The organism is Streptomyces sp. BE20, assembly GCF_036322525.1.
In the GTDB taxonomy this organism is placed as follows: Bacteria; Actinomycetota; Actinomycetes; order Streptomycetales; family Streptomycetaceae; genus Kitasatospora.
This window is the reverse complement of the sequence record NZ_JAQYWW010001017.1, coordinates 21,852-37,060: the sequence shown is the minus strand read 5'-3', so window position 1 is coordinate 37,060 and position 15,209 is coordinate 21,852. Positions and strand designations below refer to the sequence as shown.

The 15,209-nt window shown below is 74.4% G+C and carries 19 protein-coding genes; 15 read left to right on the top strand and 4 right to left on the bottom strand.

Annotated features, from left to right (window positions below):
* Nucleotides 1–125 precede the first annotated feature (125 nt).
* The 4 genes from PUR61_RS27435 to PUR61_RS27420 form a co-directional block, all read right to left on the bottom strand.
* Nucleotides 126–977 carry a Crp/Fnr family transcriptional regulator gene (locus PUR61_RS27435; protein WP_329882103.1) on the bottom strand — a complete coding sequence of 284 codons (852 nt, stop codon included), beginning with the start codon at nucleotides 975–977 and terminating at the stop codon, nucleotides 126–128.
* A gap of 215 nt (nucleotides 978–1,192) precedes the next feature.
* Nucleotides 1,193–1,978 (bottom strand): VOC family protein, encoded by a 786-nt coding sequence (locus PUR61_RS27430; RefSeq protein WP_329882102.1) that lies wholly within the window; start codon nucleotides 1,976–1,978, stop codon nucleotides 1,193–1,195.
* A gap of 154 nt (nucleotides 1,979–2,132) precedes the next feature.
* On the bottom strand, nucleotides 2,133–2,771 hold the full coding sequence (locus PUR61_RS27425; RefSeq protein WP_329882101.1) for a TIGR03085 family metal-binding protein: 639 nt from the start codon (nucleotides 2,769–2,771) through the stop codon (nucleotides 2,133–2,135).
* A gap of 49 nt (nucleotides 2,772–2,820) precedes the next feature.
* Entirely contained in the window at nucleotides 2,821–3,504 is a 684-nt protein-coding gene (locus PUR61_RS27420) for a hypothetical protein (RefSeq protein WP_329882100.1), read from the bottom strand.
* A 223-nt stretch (nucleotides 3,505–3,727) separates the two neighbouring features.
* On the opposite strand from PUR61_RS27420, the gene hisI reads away from it, so the two are divergent.
* The 15 genes from hisI (at nucleotide 3,728) to PUR61_RS27345 (ending at nucleotide 15,198) form a co-directional block, all read left to right on the top strand.
* Entirely contained in the window at nucleotides 3,728–4,099 is a 372-nt protein-coding gene (gene hisI, locus PUR61_RS27415; RefSeq protein WP_329882099.1) for a phosphoribosyl-AMP cyclohydrolase, read from the top strand.
* A 36-nt stretch (nucleotides 4,100–4,135) separates the two neighbouring features.
* A complete protein-coding gene (locus PUR61_RS27410) occupies nucleotides 4,136–5,656 on the top strand; it encodes an anthranilate synthase component I (protein ID WP_329882098.1) in 1,521 nt (506 codons plus the stop codon).
* 19 nt (nucleotides 5,657–5,675) lie between these two features.
* Nucleotides 5,676–6,239, top strand: a complete 564-nt coding sequence (locus PUR61_RS27405) for a Uma2 family endonuclease (RefSeq protein ID WP_329882097.1) — start codon at nucleotides 5,676–5,678, stop codon at nucleotides 6,237–6,239.
* 32 nt (nucleotides 6,240–6,271) lie between these two features.
* On the top strand, nucleotides 6,272–6,898 hold the full coding sequence (locus PUR61_RS27400) for a TIGR02234 family membrane protein (protein WP_329882096.1): 627 nt from the start codon (nucleotides 6,272–6,274) through the stop codon (nucleotides 6,896–6,898).
* A gap of 145 nt (nucleotides 6,899–7,043) precedes the next feature.
* Nucleotides 7,044–7,286: an HGxxPAAW family protein gene (locus PUR61_RS27395; protein WP_329882094.1), complete on the top strand. Its 243-nt coding sequence runs from the start codon at nucleotides 7,044–7,046 to the stop codon at nucleotides 7,284–7,286.
* Nucleotides 7,287–7,371: 85 nt separating this feature from the next.
* Nucleotides 7,372–7,821: a DUF2752 domain-containing protein gene (locus PUR61_RS27390; protein WP_329882093.1), complete on the top strand. Its 450-nt coding sequence runs from the start codon at nucleotides 7,372–7,374 to the stop codon at nucleotides 7,819–7,821.
* Nucleotides 7,822–8,053: 232 nt separating this feature from the next.
* Nucleotides 8,054–8,860, top strand: a complete 807-nt coding sequence (trpC, locus tag PUR61_RS27385; protein ID WP_329882092.1) for an indole-3-glycerol phosphate synthase TrpC — start codon at nucleotides 8,054–8,056, stop codon at nucleotides 8,858–8,860.
* 10 nt (nucleotides 8,861–8,870) lie between these two features.
* Nucleotides 8,871–9,020, top strand: coding sequence for a tryptophan biosynthesis modulator TrpM (gene trpM, locus PUR61_RS27380; RefSeq protein ID WP_167352964.1), 150 nt, complete (start codon nucleotides 8,871–8,873; stop codon nucleotides 9,018–9,020).
* Between the two features lie 61 nt (nucleotides 9,021–9,081).
* A complete protein-coding gene (gene trpB, locus PUR61_RS27375) occupies nucleotides 9,082–10,341 on the top strand; it encodes a tryptophan synthase subunit beta (protein ID WP_329882091.1) in 1,260 nt (419 codons plus the stop codon).
* A gap of 2 nt (nucleotides 10,342–10,343) precedes the next feature.
* Nucleotides 10,344–11,153: a tryptophan synthase subunit alpha gene (gene trpA, locus PUR61_RS27370; RefSeq protein WP_329882090.1), complete on the top strand. Its 810-nt coding sequence runs from the start codon at nucleotides 10,344–10,346 to the stop codon at nucleotides 11,151–11,153.
* Between the two features lie 197 nt (nucleotides 11,154–11,350).
* The gene (locus PUR61_RS27365; RefSeq protein WP_329882089.1) at nucleotides 11,351–11,620 is read left to right on the top strand and encodes a hypothetical protein; all 270 of its coding nucleotides are present in this window, start codon (nucleotides 11,351–11,353) and stop codon (nucleotides 11,618–11,620) included.
* A gap of 94 nt (nucleotides 11,621–11,714) precedes the next feature.
* Complete coding sequence (locus tag PUR61_RS27360; RefSeq protein ID WP_329882088.1) at nucleotides 11,715–12,206, top strand: MauE/DoxX family redox-associated membrane protein; 492 nt, start codon at nucleotides 11,715–11,717, stop codon at nucleotides 12,204–12,206.
* 64 nt (nucleotides 12,207–12,270) lie between these two features.
* Nucleotides 12,271–13,110 carry a DsbA family protein gene (locus PUR61_RS27355; protein ID WP_329882087.1) on the top strand — a complete coding sequence of 280 codons (840 nt, stop codon included), beginning with the start codon at nucleotides 12,271–12,273 and terminating at the stop codon, nucleotides 13,108–13,110.
* A gap of 124 nt (nucleotides 13,111–13,234) precedes the next feature.
* The gene (gene lgt / locus PUR61_RS27350; RefSeq protein ID WP_329882086.1) at nucleotides 13,235–14,296 is read left to right on the top strand and encodes a prolipoprotein diacylglyceryl transferase; all 1,062 of its coding nucleotides are present in this window, start codon (nucleotides 13,235–13,237) and stop codon (nucleotides 14,294–14,296) included.
* A 209-nt stretch (nucleotides 14,297–14,505) separates the two neighbouring features.
* Nucleotides 14,506–15,198, top strand: a complete 693-nt coding sequence (locus PUR61_RS27345; RefSeq protein ID WP_329882202.1) for a VIT1/CCC1 transporter family protein — start codon at nucleotides 14,506–14,508, stop codon at nucleotides 15,196–15,198.
* Nucleotides 15,199–15,209: the final 11 nt, after the last annotated feature.

Genomic DNA, 15,209 nt, shown 5'->3' with positions numbered 1-15,209 from the left:
CCCGCGGGCGGGCCCGGGGCGTAGTAGAGCGCGCCGGCGGCGGCCCGAACCCGTCGCAGGACGGGTTCGGGGGCTTCGCAAGGGTTCCGTGACCGGATCTCGGCCGGGCGGCGATCTTCTGCGGGTCAGCGGCCCGGTTCGCCCTCGGCGGCGACGGCGAGCAGCCCGGGCAGCGACAGGACGACGGTGCTGCGGCGGCCGAGCCGGAGCAGGCCGCGGTCGGCCAGCTCGTGCAGGGCGTGGTGGACCCGCCGCTCGCCGGCGCCGATCAGGGCGCCCAGCTCGACCTGGGTCAGCCGGGGGCGGACGGTGATACCGCGCGGGCCGGCGCTGCCGTACCGCTGGGCGAGGTCGGCGAGGTCGTGGGCGAGCCGGTTGACGACCTGCTCGGAGGCGAGGCCGACCAGGCGGCGGGTGGCGGTGCGACTGCGGTTCACCAGGCAGCGGCTCAGCGCGATGCCGGCGACCGGGTGGGTGCCGAGCCAGTGCAGCCAGTCGGGTTGGGAGATCCGGCGGACGGTGACCGGACCGGCGGCGCTCACCGTGGCGGACCGGGGGCGGTCGTCGAGGGCGGCGGCCTCGCCGACGATGTCCCCGTACGCGCGGACGTCGAGCAGGACGGGCGTGCCGGCGGTGTCCTCGACGGTGGCCTTGGCGAAGCCGTCCAGCAGGAGCAGGACGAAGCGGCCGTGGTCCTGGTCGAGGATGAGGGTCTCGTCGTGGCCGTGGACGCGCCGGGTGCCCAGCCGGAGGATGTCCTGCTCGGCGGCGAGCGCGGCCGGTGACCCGTCGCGGCGCAGTTCGGCGAGGAGGGTGCCCTCGGGCCAGCCCCGGGCCGGCGGGCGTGCCGCCGGTGGCCGTACGGCCGGCGGGCCCGGCCGGGCGGTCGGGTCCGGCTGCCGGGGGTCCTGGCGGTGGGGGTTCGCGTGGTGGTGGTCCGGGTGGTGGTTCGGTGCCGTCGGCTGCGCCGGTCTCAACCCGTGGTCCTCCGCTGCACGGTGGATGGGCGGCGATCCCGCCGGGGGATCGGCCGTGGGGATGCCCTGGTGAGGCTAGCGCAGCGGCCGGGGTACGGGAAGGTCGCGCGCGGCCCCCGCGGAGGCGCCCTCGGTTCGTCAACTTCCTTGTCCTGTACCGGACATGGCGGACGAGGGGGCCACCTCCGCGGGGTCGGGCGGGCCGGCCGGACCGGTCAGGACTCCTGCGGCGGCTCGCCCTTGATCAGCGCGAACGGGGCACCGAACGGGTCGGTCAGCCAGGCCAGCACGCCGACGTCCGGGACGTGCTCCGGGCCCATCAGCACCGTGCCGCCGGCCGCGGTGGCCCGGGCGACCACCGCCGGCACGTCGGACGAACCGAAGTACGGGGTCCAGGCGGTCGCCTGGTCCTCGCCCATCACCGGGGCGATGCCGCCGAAGGTGGCGTCCTGCTGGTCGCCGTCGGCGGTGGAGACCACCCGGTACGTACCGCCGGGGGAGGGGAGGTCGGCGTGGCGCCAGCCGAACACCTGCTCGTAGAAGGCGAACCCGGCGTCCACGTCGGTGGTGTGCAGCTCGGCCCAGATCAGCGCGCCGTCCTCGGAGACGACGTCCAGGCCGGTGACCGCGCCGGGCTGCCAGAGCGCGAACCGGGCGCCCTGCGGGTCGGTCAGCTGGGCCATCCGCCCGGCGTCCATCACGTCGAAGGGCGGGACGCGGACGGAGCCGCCGGCCTGCTCGACGGCCTTGGTGGCGGCGTCCGCGTCCGGCGTGCGCAGGTACGTCGTCCAGGCGGACTGCGCGCCCTCCTCGGTGAGCGGGCCGATGGCCGCGACCGTCCGGCCGTCCAGCTGGAGGAAGCCGTAGCCGCCGGCCTCCGGGCCGGCCGACCGGAAGGTCCAGCCGAACACCGAGCCGTAGAACGCGGCGGCGGCGGCCGGGTCCGGACTGCCGAGGTCGATCCAACAGGGGGAACCGGTGGGGAAGTCGGTGGTGAGCATGGTGTCGCGCTCCTTCGACGGGACGGGGCCGGGCAGCCCTCAGACGGCCGTGGAGGCGCCCCTCCCCGGCCCTCTGCGAGTCTGCACCCCGCCACTGACATCCGCAGCCGGGGCGGGCCCGGCCTGCGGCGACACCGGGTTCGGCCGACAGGTCCTACGGGAGCGGCAGGACGTGGCGGAGGGCCTCGACGGCGTCCTGCGGGCCGTCCACGGTCAGCTCGGCGCGGGCACCCCGGCCGAAGGCGAAGAGCAGCAGCTCGCCCGGCTCGCCGGTGATCCGCACGGTCGACGAACCGGACGGGCCGACGGTCGGGCCCGCGCCGTCCGGGCGGTGCAGCTCCAGCCGTACGGGGGAGCGGCGGCCGGCCTCCAGCCGGGCGATCAGCGGCAGCCGGCGCCAGAGCGCCTCCGTCCGCCCGGGCGGCACCGGCCGGCGCACGGGGTCGGCACCGGCCCGCGCGACGTCCTCGGCGTGCACGAAGTACTCGACGGTGTTGGCCGCCTCGTCCGCGCCGGGCAGCGAAAACAGCGAGAACACCGGCGGGCCGGAGCGGAACAGCCGGATCAGCTCCTCGTACGGGCGGTCGGCGTACGCGTCCTGCACCCGTCGGGTCCGGCCGGCCAGCGGGCCGCCCCGGATGCCCGCCGCCGCGTCCGGCCGGCGCTCCCGGAGCACCAGGTGGGCGGCGAGGTCCCGGGTGGACCACCCGGCACAGAGGGTGGGCGCGTCCGGCCCGGCGGCGGCCAGCAGTTCGGCGAGGCGGTGACGCTCGGCGAGGGCGTGGTTCGACATGCCGCCCAGCCTAGTCAGATGACGTGCCCCGGGTGAGGGACCCGGGCACTCACGGGCGGAGGTTGCCGGTGAGCTTGGTGGAGTCGAGGCGGTTGCTCGCCGTCAGGGTGCAGGTGTAGTCCCGCCAGCCCTGCTGGTAGAAGGTCTTGGTCGGACCCACGGGGTAGCTGTAGTACGGGCCGCCGCCGCCCTGGCGGGCCTCGGCGGCGGCCTGCGCCTCCTTGCAGCCGTCCCGCATCGCGTTGGCGATCTGGTAGTCGCCGCTCAGACCCTCCGGGAGCAGCAGGTCGGCGATCGCCTCGCCGTCGTGCCGGCCCTCGCAGGGCCGTGCCTCCGGCTTGGTGATGGTCCTGCTGAGCTGCGGGTGGTCGAAGCAGGTGCCGACCGTGAAGAAGGTGTACGGGACCACCTTGGTGGGCGTCGGGGTCGGGGTCGGCGTGGGGGTCGGGGTGGGTGTGGGCGTGGGCCTCGGGGAGGTCGTGGTGGGGGAGGGCGGGGGTGGCTGGGCGGCCGGCCTCTCCTCCGGCCAGAGCAGCACGGTGGCCACCACCGCGAGCAGGACGGCCAGCACCGCCACGACGGCGAGCAGCAGCCCCCGCGACGGCCCGGCGGCGGGCCCGCTGCCCGGACGGCCGGCCCCCGGCGCGCCGGCACCCGGTCGGTCGCGGCTCGAACGGTCGGTACTCGGACGGTCGGTGCCCGGGGGCTCGGCGGCGGGCGGCTCGGTGGTCATGGGCACGAGGATGGCCCAGAGCGGTGCCGGTCGGCAGCCGGTTGGCACAACTCGTCCGATCCGGGCCCGGACCTCGGGCGGCGTCCCGCGGACCGGGCCGGGGCCGGCCCGGTCGGCAGGGCGTTCCCCGGCCTCCGGGCGGACCGTCCGGGCCCGGCCCGCGGCGGCGGCCCGGATCCGGACGGCGGGCGTCGCGAGCGGACCGGACTGACACAATGGCCCCATGTCCACCACACCCGCCGCCCCCGGCTCCACCGCCCTCGCCCCCGAGATCGCCGCGCGCCTCAAGCGCACCGAGGACGGCCTGCTCCCGGCTGTCGCGCAGCAGTACGACACCGGCGAGGTGCTGATGCTCGGCTGGATGGACGACGAGGCGCTGCACCGCACCCTCACCACCGGCCGCTGCACCTACTGGAGCCGCAGCCGCCGCGAGTACTGGGTGAAGGGCGACACCTCCGGCCACGTCCAGCAGGTGAAGTCGGTCGCGCTGGACTGCGACGGCGACACCCTGCTGGTCAAGGTGGACCAGACCGGCGCGGCCTGCCACACCGGCGACCGCACCTGCTTCGACGCCGACGTGCTCCCCCTCGGCTGACCACCCCCACCCCACTTCCGTAAGGTGCCGCCCGCCATGGACCTCGAAGCCTTCCGCAAACTCGCCGTCGACACCCGGGTCATCCCGGTCACCCGCAGGCTCCTCGCGGACGGCCTCACCCCGATCGGTCTCTACCGCAGCCTGGCCGCCGAGCGCCCCGGCACCTTCCTGCTGGAGTCCGCGGAGCAGGGCCGCAGCTGGTCCCGCTACTCCTTCGTGGGCGTCCGCAGCGAGGCCGCGCTGACCGTCGGCCCGGACGGCGGCGCCCGCTGGCACGGCGCCCCGCCGGTCGGCATCCCCACCACCGGCGACCCGCTGGAGGTGCTGCGCGCCGCGCTGGAGACCCTGCACACCCCGCGCAGCGCCGACGACGGCCTCCCGCCGCTCACCGGCGGCCTGGTCGGCTACCTCGGCTACGACGTGGTCCGCCGGCTGGAGAAGCTCCCGGACCTCAACCCGGACGACCTGAAGCTCCCCGAGCTGACCATGCTGCTCGCCACCGACCTCGCCGTGCTCGACCACGCCGACGGCACGGTGCTGCTGATCGCCAACGCCGTCAACCACAACGACCTGGCCAGCGGCGTCGACGAGGCGTACGCGGACGCGGTCGCCCGGCTGGACGCCATGGAGACCGACCTGCTGAAGCCGGTCGACCCCGGCCTCGCCACCTTCACCCCGACCGGCCCCGGCGAGGTGCGCTCGCCGTTCGGCGGGGAGCCCTACCGGGCCGCGGTGGAGGAGATCAAGGAGCGGATCCGGGCCGGCGAGGCCTTCCAGGTGGTGCCCTCGCAGCGGTTCGAGGCGCCCTGCCCGGCCTCCGCGCTCGACGTCTACCGCGTCCTGCGCACCACCAACCCCAGCCCGTACATGTACCTGTTCCGGTTCCCCGGGCCGGACGGCGGCGCCGAGGGCGGCTTCGACGTGGTCGGCTCCAGCCCGGAGGCACTGGTCAAGGTCACCGACGGCGAGGCGATGCTGCACCCGATCGCCGGCACCCGGCACCGCGGCGCCACCCCGCAGGAGGACAGCGACCTGGCCGCTGAGCTGCTCGCCGACCCCAAGGAGCGGGCCGAGCACCTGATGCTGGTCGACCTCGGCCGCAACGACCTCGGGCGGGTCTGCGAGCCGGGCAGCGTCGAGGTCGTCGACTTCATGCACATCGAGCGGTACAGCCACGTCATGCACATCGTCTCCACCGTGACCGGCCGGGTCGCCGAGGGCCGGACCGCCTTCGACGTGCTCACCGCCTGCTTCCCGGCCGGCACCCTCTCCGGGGCGCCCAAGCCGCGCGCGATGCGGATCATCGAGGAGCTGGAGCCCACCCGCCGCGGCCTGTACGGCGGCTGCGTCGGCTACCTGGACTTCGCCGGGGACTCCGACACCGCGATCGCGATCCGGACGGCGGTCCTGCGCGACGGCACCGCGTACGTCCAGGCCGGCGCCGGCGTGGTGGCCGACTCCGACCCGCACGGCGAGGACACCGAATGCCGCAACAAGGCGGCCGCCGTCCTGCGCGCGGTGGCCACGGCGAATACGCTGCGCACGCCGGCGGTGTGAGCCGCCGTAAGGAGCCGGGATGTCGCAGGACCAGGGTGCCGGATCGGCCTGGGACGTGCTGGAGGGCGTGAACCTCCCGCGCGGGTACCGGGTGGAGATCACGGACGGGAAGATCATCATGACGCCCCGGGGGGAGAGCCACCGGGCCGTCGTGCGCAGCGCGGCCGCGCAGCTGGAGCAGCAGCTCGCGGGCCGCGGCACCGTTCTCGCGGACGCCATGGTCGACTTCCCCTCGGCCCGCTCCGGCTACGCCCCCGACCTGACGGTCGTCGCCCCCGGCGCCGAGCGCAACGGCCGCGGCCGGTTCGCGTGGCACGACCTCGAAGCGGTGATCGAGGTCGTGCCGCCGTCCGGCCGGGACCACGACCACGTGACGAAGGTGCGCACCTACGGCGGGTGCGGGATCCCGCTGTACGTCGTGGTGGACCAGGCCGAGGCGGTCTGCACGGTGCACAGTGCCCCGCAGCGCACCGGGGGCTACCGGGAGGCGGAGCGGGTGCCCTTCGGCAACGACGTGTTCCTGCCGTCGGCGGACCGGACCCTGGTGCTGTCGACCGACGACTTCCCGGTCGACCCGGCGTAGGTCCGGCGCGTGGTGTCAGGGATAGTGGACGGGTGAGCGTTCCTACCCAGTCCCGTACCGAGACCGAGCCCGTCCCCGCGAAGGGCGGCGCCGGGCGGCGGACGCTCGGCCTGATGCTGCTGCTGACCGCGCTGGGCGCGGTCCTGGTGCTGACCGCCGCCGGCCGCGTCTGGGCCGAGGGCCTGGCCGGCACCCTGGAGGTCTCCGTCACCGGCGGGAGGATCTCCGAACTGCCCGCCGGGCTGGCGCTGGTGGCGCTGGCGGCTGCGGTCGCGGTGTTCGCTGTGCGCGGCGCCGGGCGGCTCGCGGTGGGCGCCCTGACCCTGCTGGCCGGGCTCGGCGCGGCGGCGGCCGCCGTGGCGGGCGCCGGGGACACCGCGGCGCTGGACGGCGAGGCGGCCCGCAAGCTCGCCCTGACCGGCTCCGCCGCGACCGGGGTCGGGCACACCGGATGGCCGTGGGTGGCGCTGGCCGGCGGGCTGCTGCTGGCACTGGCCGGGCTGCTCACCCTTCGGTTCGGGCGCGGCTGGCCGGCCATGGGCAGCCGTTACGAGGCCCCGACCGGGAGGGCGCCGGTGTCGCGGAGGACCGCGGCCGCGGAGAGTCCGGCCGACCTGTGGAAGGCGCTGGACCGGGGCGAGGACCCGACCGCCGGCTGACCGGCCGGCGCACGGCGCGCGCTGTGACGCGATAGACCCTCCACCCCCTTTGGGGCACCCGTGTGTGGCCCGGCACAATGGAACCGTCAACCCGCCAGGGGCCCGCAGGCCCGGCCGGGACCCGAGAGCCTAGGAGCACCATCAGATGGCAGCAGCAGCACACGGTCACACCCTCGCCGCCTGGACCGGCGTGACCATCTCCTTCATCGGTTTCGGCATCGCGGGCGTCGCCATGATCCTGCCGTCGGTGCTGCTGGTCTGGGCCGGCCTGGCGGTCGTCCTGCTCGGTGCCGTGGTGGGCAAGGCCATGGCGATGGCGGGCATGGGCCAGCAGCCCAGCACCAACGTGTACACCTCCGAGGAGCAGGCCGCGCTGGTCGCTGCCTGAGGAACTCCCGGTACTGCGTGAACGGCGGGCGCCACGCCCGCCGTTTCGTTTCTGGCGGGAGGCCCGGGCGGGCACAATCGTGGGCGTGAACGCCGCTCCCACCGCTTCCGCCGCCACCGCCCGGTCGTCCGGGCCGCGCCGGCTGGTGCCGCCGCTGACCGCCCTGGTCGCGGTGGCCGTCCCCACCGGGTACGTCGCCGCGGTCGACCCGAACGCCCCCGGGCACTACCCGGACTGTCCGTTCCTCGCGGCCACCGGCTGGTGGTGTCCCGGCTGCGGCGGGTTGCGCTGCGTCCACGCGCTGGCCCACGGGGACCTGAGCGGTGCGCTGCACGACAACGCGGTGGCGGTGCTGCTCTTCGCCGTGCTGGCGGTGCTCTGGCTGCGGTGGATCTGGTCGGCGGCGCGCGGTGTGCCGGTGCCCCGGCTCGCGCTCGGGGCGCGGCGCTGGGTGCTGGTGGGGCTGCTGGTGCTGGTCTTCACGGTGGTGCGCAACCTGCCGATCGGTGCGGGGCTGGCCCCGCCGCTGGTCTGAGGACCCCGTGCTGGTCCCGAGCCGGTCCGGCCGGTCCGGGGCACGGAGAGCGGGGGTGGAGGAGCCGTGAAACCGCAGCTCGGAGGGGGCCCGGGGGCGTCCGCTCCGCGAGACGCGCGCTGGGCGGATGCGCTGGGCGCCCCCCCTTGCCGATACCATCGAAGGGCCGGAGGCCCACTGGCCGTCCGGCTCCTCGCTAGCAGAACTAGCAGACATGATGGGGGCGCTTGGCGTGAGTGTGCTCGACTCGATCATCGAAGGGGTCCGTGAGGACCTCGCCGAGCGGCAGGCCCGAGTGTCGCTGGACGAGCTCAAGGAGCTCGCCGCCAAGGCCCCGGACGCCAAGGACGGCGTGGCCGCGCTCAAGGGCGACGGCGTACGGGTGATCTGCGAGGTCAAGCGCTCCAGCCCGTCCAAGGGCGCCCTGGCCGCGATCGCGGACCCGGCCGCCCTGGCCGCCGACTACGCGGCCGGCGGCGCCGCCGCGATCAGCGTGCTGACCGAGCAGCGCCGCTTCGGCGGGTCGCTGGCCGACCTGGACGCCGTCCGCGCCGCGGTGGACACCCCGCTGCTCCGCAAGGACTTCATCGTCACCGCCTACCAGCTGTGGGAGGCCCGCGCGCACGGCGCCGACCTCGCGCTGCTGATCGTCGCGGCCCTCGACCAGCCGGCCCTGGTGTCGCTGATCGAGCGTGCCGAGTCGATCGGCCTCACCCCGCTGGTCGAGGTGCACGACGAGGAGGAGATCGCGCGCGCGGTGGACGCCGGCGCACGGATCATCGGCGTCAACGCCCGCAACCTGAAGACCCTCGAAGTGGACCGGAACACCTTCGGCAACGTCGTCCACGCCATCCCGGACAACGTCGTCAAGATCGCCGAGTCCGGCGTGCGCGGCCCGCTGGACGTGATCTCCTACGCCAACCTGGGCGCCGACGCGGTGCTGGTCGGCGAGTCCCTGGTGACGGGCAAGGACCCGCGCGCCGCCGTGGCCGACCTGGTCGCGGCCGGTGCCCACCCCGCGATCCGCCACAAGGACTGATCCCGCCGCCATGAAGATCGCCACCCGTCTCGCCCCCGGCTGCCGCCCGCGCGGCTGCCGCGCGCCCGCACGCCGGGTGCTGGGCAGGCGGGTGCGGTACGTCATCGGCTGCGAGCCCGGGCAGGTGCCGGGACGGCGATGGCGCGGGACGCACGGCTGACCAGCCGTTCCGACGTCCCTCTCGTCATCGTCATCTTCCCGAGTTCCCGAAGGACTTCACCATGTCCGACAAGTCCGCCAAGGACTACCTGCCCGGCGCCGAGGTGCCGGACGCACGCGGCTACTTCGGCGCGTACGGCGGCCGCTTCATCCCGGAGGCCCTCGTCGCCGCCGTGGAGCAGGTCGCCGAGGAGTACGAGAAGGCGAAGGCCGATCCGGCCTTCACCGCCGAGCTCGACGCGCTGCTCAAGGACTACACCGGCCGGCCGAGCCCGCTGACCGACGTCCACCGCTTCTCCGCCGAGGCGGGGGGCGCGCGCGTCCTGCTGAAGCGCGAGGACCTCAACCACACCGGCTCGCACAAGATCAACAACGTGCTTGGCCAGGCGCTGCTCACCCGCCGGATGGGCAAGACCCGGATCATCGCCGAGACCGGCGCCGGGCAGCACGGCGTGGCCACCGCCACCGCCTGCGCGCTGTTCGGCTTCGACTGCACCATCTACATGGGCGAGGTGGACACCCAGCGCCAGGCGCTCAACGTCGCCCGGATGCGGATGCTCGGTGCCGAGGTGGTGTCCGTCACCTCCGGCAGCCGCACCCTCAAGGACGCCATCAACGAGGCGTTCCGCGACTGGGTCGCCAACGTCGACTCCACCCACTACCTGTTCGGCACCGTCGCCGGGCCGCACCCCTTCCCGATGATGGTCCGGGACTTCCACCGGGTGATCGGCATCGAGGCGCGGCAGCAGGTCCTGGACCGGACCGGACGGCTGCCCGACGCCGTCGTCGCCTGCGTCGGCGGCGGCTCCAACGCGATGGGCATCTTCCACGAGTTCATCCCGGACGCGGGCGTGCGCCTGATCGGCTGCGAGGCGGCCGGCGAGGGCGCCGAGACCCCGAAGCACGCCGCCACCCTCACCAAGGGCGACCCGGGCGTGCTGCACGGCTCCCGCACCTACGTCCTCCAGGACGAGGACGGCCAGACCATCGAGTCGCACTCGATCTCGGCCGGCCTCGACTACCCGGGCGTCGGCCCGGAGCACGCCTGGCTGAAGGACACCGGCCGGGCCGAGTACCGGCCGGTCACCGACGACGCCGCCATGCAGGCGCTGCGGCTGCTGTCCCGCACCGAGGGCATCATCCCGGCCATCGAGAGCGCGCACGCGTTGGCCGGCGCCCTGGAGCTGGGCCGCGAGCTCGGGCCCGAGGCCACGATCCTGGTCTCGCTCTCCGGGCGCGGCGACAAGGACATGCACACCGCGGCCGAGTACTTCGGCCTGTACGACGAGCCGGGCGCCGGCTCCGCCCACGGGGGTAAGTGATCATGGCTTCGAAGCTCAGTGGCATCCTGGCCGCGGCCAAGGCGGAGAACCGCGCGGCGCTGATCGGCTACCTGCCGGCCGGTTTCCCGAGCGTGGACGGCGGGGTGCGCGCGGTCAACGCGCTGATCGAGGGCGGCTGCGACGTCGTCGAGATCGGCCTGCCGCACTCCGACCCGGTCCTGGACGGTCCGACCATCCAGACGGCCGACGACATCGCGCTGCGCGGCGGCGTCCGGATCAAGGACGTGCTGCGGACGGTGCAGGAGGTCGCGGCCGCGCACCCCGGGGCGGCGGTGCTGGTCATGACCTACTGGAACCCGGTGGAGCGGTACGGGACCGCGCGGTTCGCCGCCGACCTGGCCGCGGCCGGCGGGGTGGGCTGCATCCTGCCGGACCTCCCGGTGGAGGAGTCCGAGGAGTGGCGCAAGGCGGCGGACGAGCACGGTCTGGACACCGTGTTCGTGGTCGCGCCGAGCAGCAGGGACAAGCGGCTGGCCGAGGTCACGGCGGCCGGCAGCGGCTTCGTGTACGCGGCCGCGGTGATGGGCGTGACCGGCAGCCGGGCCCAGGTCGGCGACCTGGCCGAGGACCTGGTCGCCCGGACCAGGGCCACCACCGAGCTGCCGGTCTGCGTCGGCCTCGGGGTGTCGACCCGTGAGCAGGCCGCGCAGGTGGCCGGGTTCGCGGACGGTGTGATCGTCGGATCGGCGTTCGTGCAGCGGATCCTGGACGCGGACGGGGACGAGCGGGCCGGCCTGGCCGCCGTGCGCGCCCTCGCCGGTGAGCTGGCGGAGGGCGTCCGCCGGCGCTGACCCGCAGGACCGACGGCCCGCCGCCCCGCATTCCGGGGGCGGCGGGCCGTCGGCGTTCCCGGTCCCGGCGGGGACGACCCGAACGGGTGAACAGCGGCGGGTGCACGCATCAACGGGGGTTGACCGGCGTTGAGTGGAGGGACGAGTGCACGAACGACGTGCCCCGGTGGTGCGGAGCGAGCGGAAGGGGTCGGCCGGTGCCAGGTCTCCAGCGAGCCGTGCTGCTGCGGGCGGCCGCGGCCGCCCTGGTGCTGGGGGCCGCCCTCGGCGCCCAGGGCGTGGTCGGTCCGGCGCTGGCCAAACGGGGTGTGGAGCGCGCCGAGCGGGACGCCCACGTCTGTGCGGAGGCGGCCCGGGTGGACGCGGTGGTACGGGCCGGCCGCTCGGTCCGGGAGGGGCGACGGGACCTCGACGCGGGCCGCTACGACCTCGGCCGGCCACCGGGCTGCGATCCGAACACGCGCTAGGGCGCAATCGGACAGGGCGTCATAAACGTCACTCTTTCGGCTTAACTCCTGAATATGGAGGAACCCGGCGTCACTGGTTACGGTTCATCAGGACGTGACGGTGTTTCCCGAGGGGGTTGTCCGGATGGCCGGGCCGGTGACGGAGTGGATCGGCACGGCCGCCCGACTGGGCCTCGCCGTGGTGTGGGGCTGGGCCGGGCTGGCCAAGATCGCCGACCCGGCCGAGGCAGCGCAGGCCGTGCGGGCGTACGAGATCCTGCCGGAGGGCCTGGTCAAACCGGTCGGCCACGCGCTGCCCTTCCTGGAGCTGGCGCTCGCGCTGCTCCTGGTGATCGGCCTCGGCGTGCGGCTGGTCGCCGTGGTCTCCGCGGTGCTGCTGCTCGCCTTCATCGGCGGGATCGCCTCCGCGTGGGCGCGCGGCATCTCGATCGACTGCGGCTGCTTCGGCGGCGGCGGGGCGGTGGACGCCTCGCAGACCGAGTACCTGCAGGAGATCCTGCGCGACACCGGGTTCCTGCTGCTGGCCGGGTGGCTGATCTGGCGGCCCCGCACCAAGTTCTCCGTGGACGGCTGGCTGGCGAGCTGAACAGCACGTCGGGCCGCCCCGTCGCACCGCATCCCCACCCCCGAACCTGGAATGTCCAAGGCTGATGAGCGAGAAGAACCGAGAAGGCAAGCGCACCGCCCGCGAGCGGATGCTGGCGGAACGGGCCGAGGACGAGGCCCGCGGCCGGCGCAAGAAGAAGCTGATCATCGGCGGGGTGGCACTGGCCGTGATCGCCGCCGCGGTGGTCACCGGCGTGGTGGTGCAGAACGAACGGTCCAAGCCCGAGACCCCCGCCGCCGCCCCCGCCGGCACCATCGGTGACAAGAACCTGGTCATCCCGGTCGGCGCGGCCGATGCCCCGGCCACGCTCACCGTCTACGAGGACCCGCGCTGCCCGGCCTGCGCGATCTTCGAGAAGGAGTTCGCCGAGACCATCGACCGGCTGCAGGACGAGGGCAAGATCGTCGGGAACTACCACATCGTCTCGTTCATCGACCGGGCGGTGGGCGGCAAGGGCTCCAAGTACGGGGCCAACGCGCTGGGCTGCGCCCAGGACGCCGGGAAGTTCCGCGCCTACCACGACGTCCTCTACCGCAACCAGCCGCAGGAGACCGACGACGCCTTCGGCAAGACCTCGACCCTGATCGAGCTGGCCAAGCAGGTGCCGGGGCTGAACACTCCGGAGTTCGAGGCGTGCGTCAACGACAACAAGTACAGCGGATGGGTGTCGGCGGTCCAGCAGGACTTCGACAAGTCCAGCTACAAGTCCACGCCGACGGTGCTGCTCAACGGGCAGCCGATCTACCCCAAGTACAACAACGAGGAGATCACCCCGGCCAACCTCACCAAGTGGGTGGACGCGGCCAACCAGGGCAAGCAGCCGGGTACCGCGAGCGCGTCGGCCGCCCCCTCGGGCCCGGCCGCCACCCCGACCGCCGGCTGACCCGTACCCGTGCGGATACCGCCGTCTCCTCCCCGTCCGGAGGGGGCGGCGGTGCGCTGTGCGCCGATCTGTGACCCTGGGGGTGCCCGGCGGAGGCCGTGGACCCTGTAGCGTCGGAGCTGCCATGGATATCGCCTACATTCCCAGCCCGTCGCGGGGCGTCCTGTACATCGGACCGGTCCCGCTGCGCGCGTACGCCTTCTGCATCATCCTCGGTGTCGTCGTGGCCGTCTGGCTCGGCAGCAGGCGCTGGGTCGCCCGCGGCGGTGGCAAGCACACGGTCGGCGACATCGCCGTCTGGGCTGTGCCGTTCGGCCTGGTCGGCGGCCGGCTCTACCACGTGATCACCGACCACCAGCTGTACTTCGGCGAGGGGAAGAACCCCTGGAACGCCCTCAAGATCTGGGAGGGCGGCCTCGGGATCTGGGGCGCGATCGCGCTCGGCGCGGTCGGTGCCTGGATCGGCGCCCGCCGCCGGGGCGTTCCGCTGCCCGCCTACGCCGACGCGATCGCACCGGGCATCGCGCTGGCCCAGGCGCTCGGCCGCTGGGGCAACTGGTTCAACCAGGAGCTGTACGGCCGGGAGACCACGCTGCCGTGGGGCCTGGAGATCCAGAAGACGCTGCCCGGCGGCGAGACGGTCACCGGGATCTACCACCCGACCTTCCTCTACGAGTCGCTCTGGTGCGTCGGTGTCGCGGCGCTGGTGATCTGGGCGGACCGCCGGTTCACCCTGGGCCACGGCCGGGCCTTCGCGCTGTACGTGGCCGGGTACACGGTGGGCCGGTTCTGGACCGAGTACCTGCGGATCGACGACGCGCACCACGTGCTCGGCCTGCGGCTCAACGGCTGGGTCGCGGTCGTGGTCTTCGTGGGGGCCGTCGCCTACTTCGTGATCGTGGGGAAGAAGCGGCCCGGCCGCGAGGACCCCGCGAGCATCGACCCGACGGCGCCCGACTCGGCGTCCGCGGCGGCCGTGACGGACCCGGACCCGGACCCGGCCGTGGACGAGGAGTCGGAGGGTGCGTCCGGCCAGCCGTCGGACGGGAGGACCGGCTCGAAGCCCGGCTCGACGTCCGGCTCGACGTCCGACGCCAAGTCGGAGGACAGGCCCGGCGCGGGATCGGCCGACACGCTCGCCGAGAAGCTCGACAGGTTGGAGAAGGGCGCCAGGAACCCCGCCTGACCTGCGACGTTCATCGACTCCGGCCGCCCTCCGCACCCTGCGCGAGGGCGGCCGGAGCTTTGTTCGGACAGCCTTGCTTTGCTGGAAATGCCCAGCTCAGGAGGGCTACGGTCGATTCGTCAGCCGAACTGACGATCATTCGACCGTATGGAGGCCGGAGTACCGTGAGCGCGACCACCCTCGACCCCGAGGCCGGGCACCACCCCCGGATCCCCGCCGCCGGGCACCACCGCGACGTGAACGGCGGCTGGCTGCGACCGGCCGTGTTCGGCGCGATGGACGGGCTGGTCTCCAACGTCGCCCTGATGACCGGCGTCGTCGGCGGCGCCGTCTCCGGCGGCACCGTGGTGCTCACCGGTCTGGCGGGCCTGGCGGCCGGTGCCTGCTCGATGGCGGCGGGGGAGTACACCTCAGTCGCCTCCCAGCGCGAGCTGGTCCAGGCCGAGATCGAGGCTGAGCGGCTGGAGCTGCGCCGCAACCCGCACGGCGAGCTGGCCGAACTGGCGCAGCTGTACGTCGAGCGCGGGGTCGATCCGGCGCTGGCCCGCGAGGTGGCCCGGCAGCTCTCGGCGGACCCGGACCGGACGCTGGAGATACACGCCCGGGAGGAGCTGGGCGTCGACCCCAACGACCTGCCCTCGCCGTGGGTGGCGGCCGGGTCCTCGTTCGTCTGCTTCGCGGCCGGTGCGCTGCTGCCGCTGCTGCCCTACCTGCTCGGTGCGACCTCGCTGCTGCCGGCCCTGCTGCTGTCGGCGGCCGGGCTGTTCGCCTGCGGGGCGGTGGTGGCCCGGGTGACGGCGCGCAGCTGGTGGTTCAGCGGGCTGCGGCAGCTGGTGCTGGGCGGGGCGGCGGCCGGGGTGACGTACCTGCTGGGGTGGCTGATCGGCGGGCAGGTCGGCTGACGGGCCCGCCG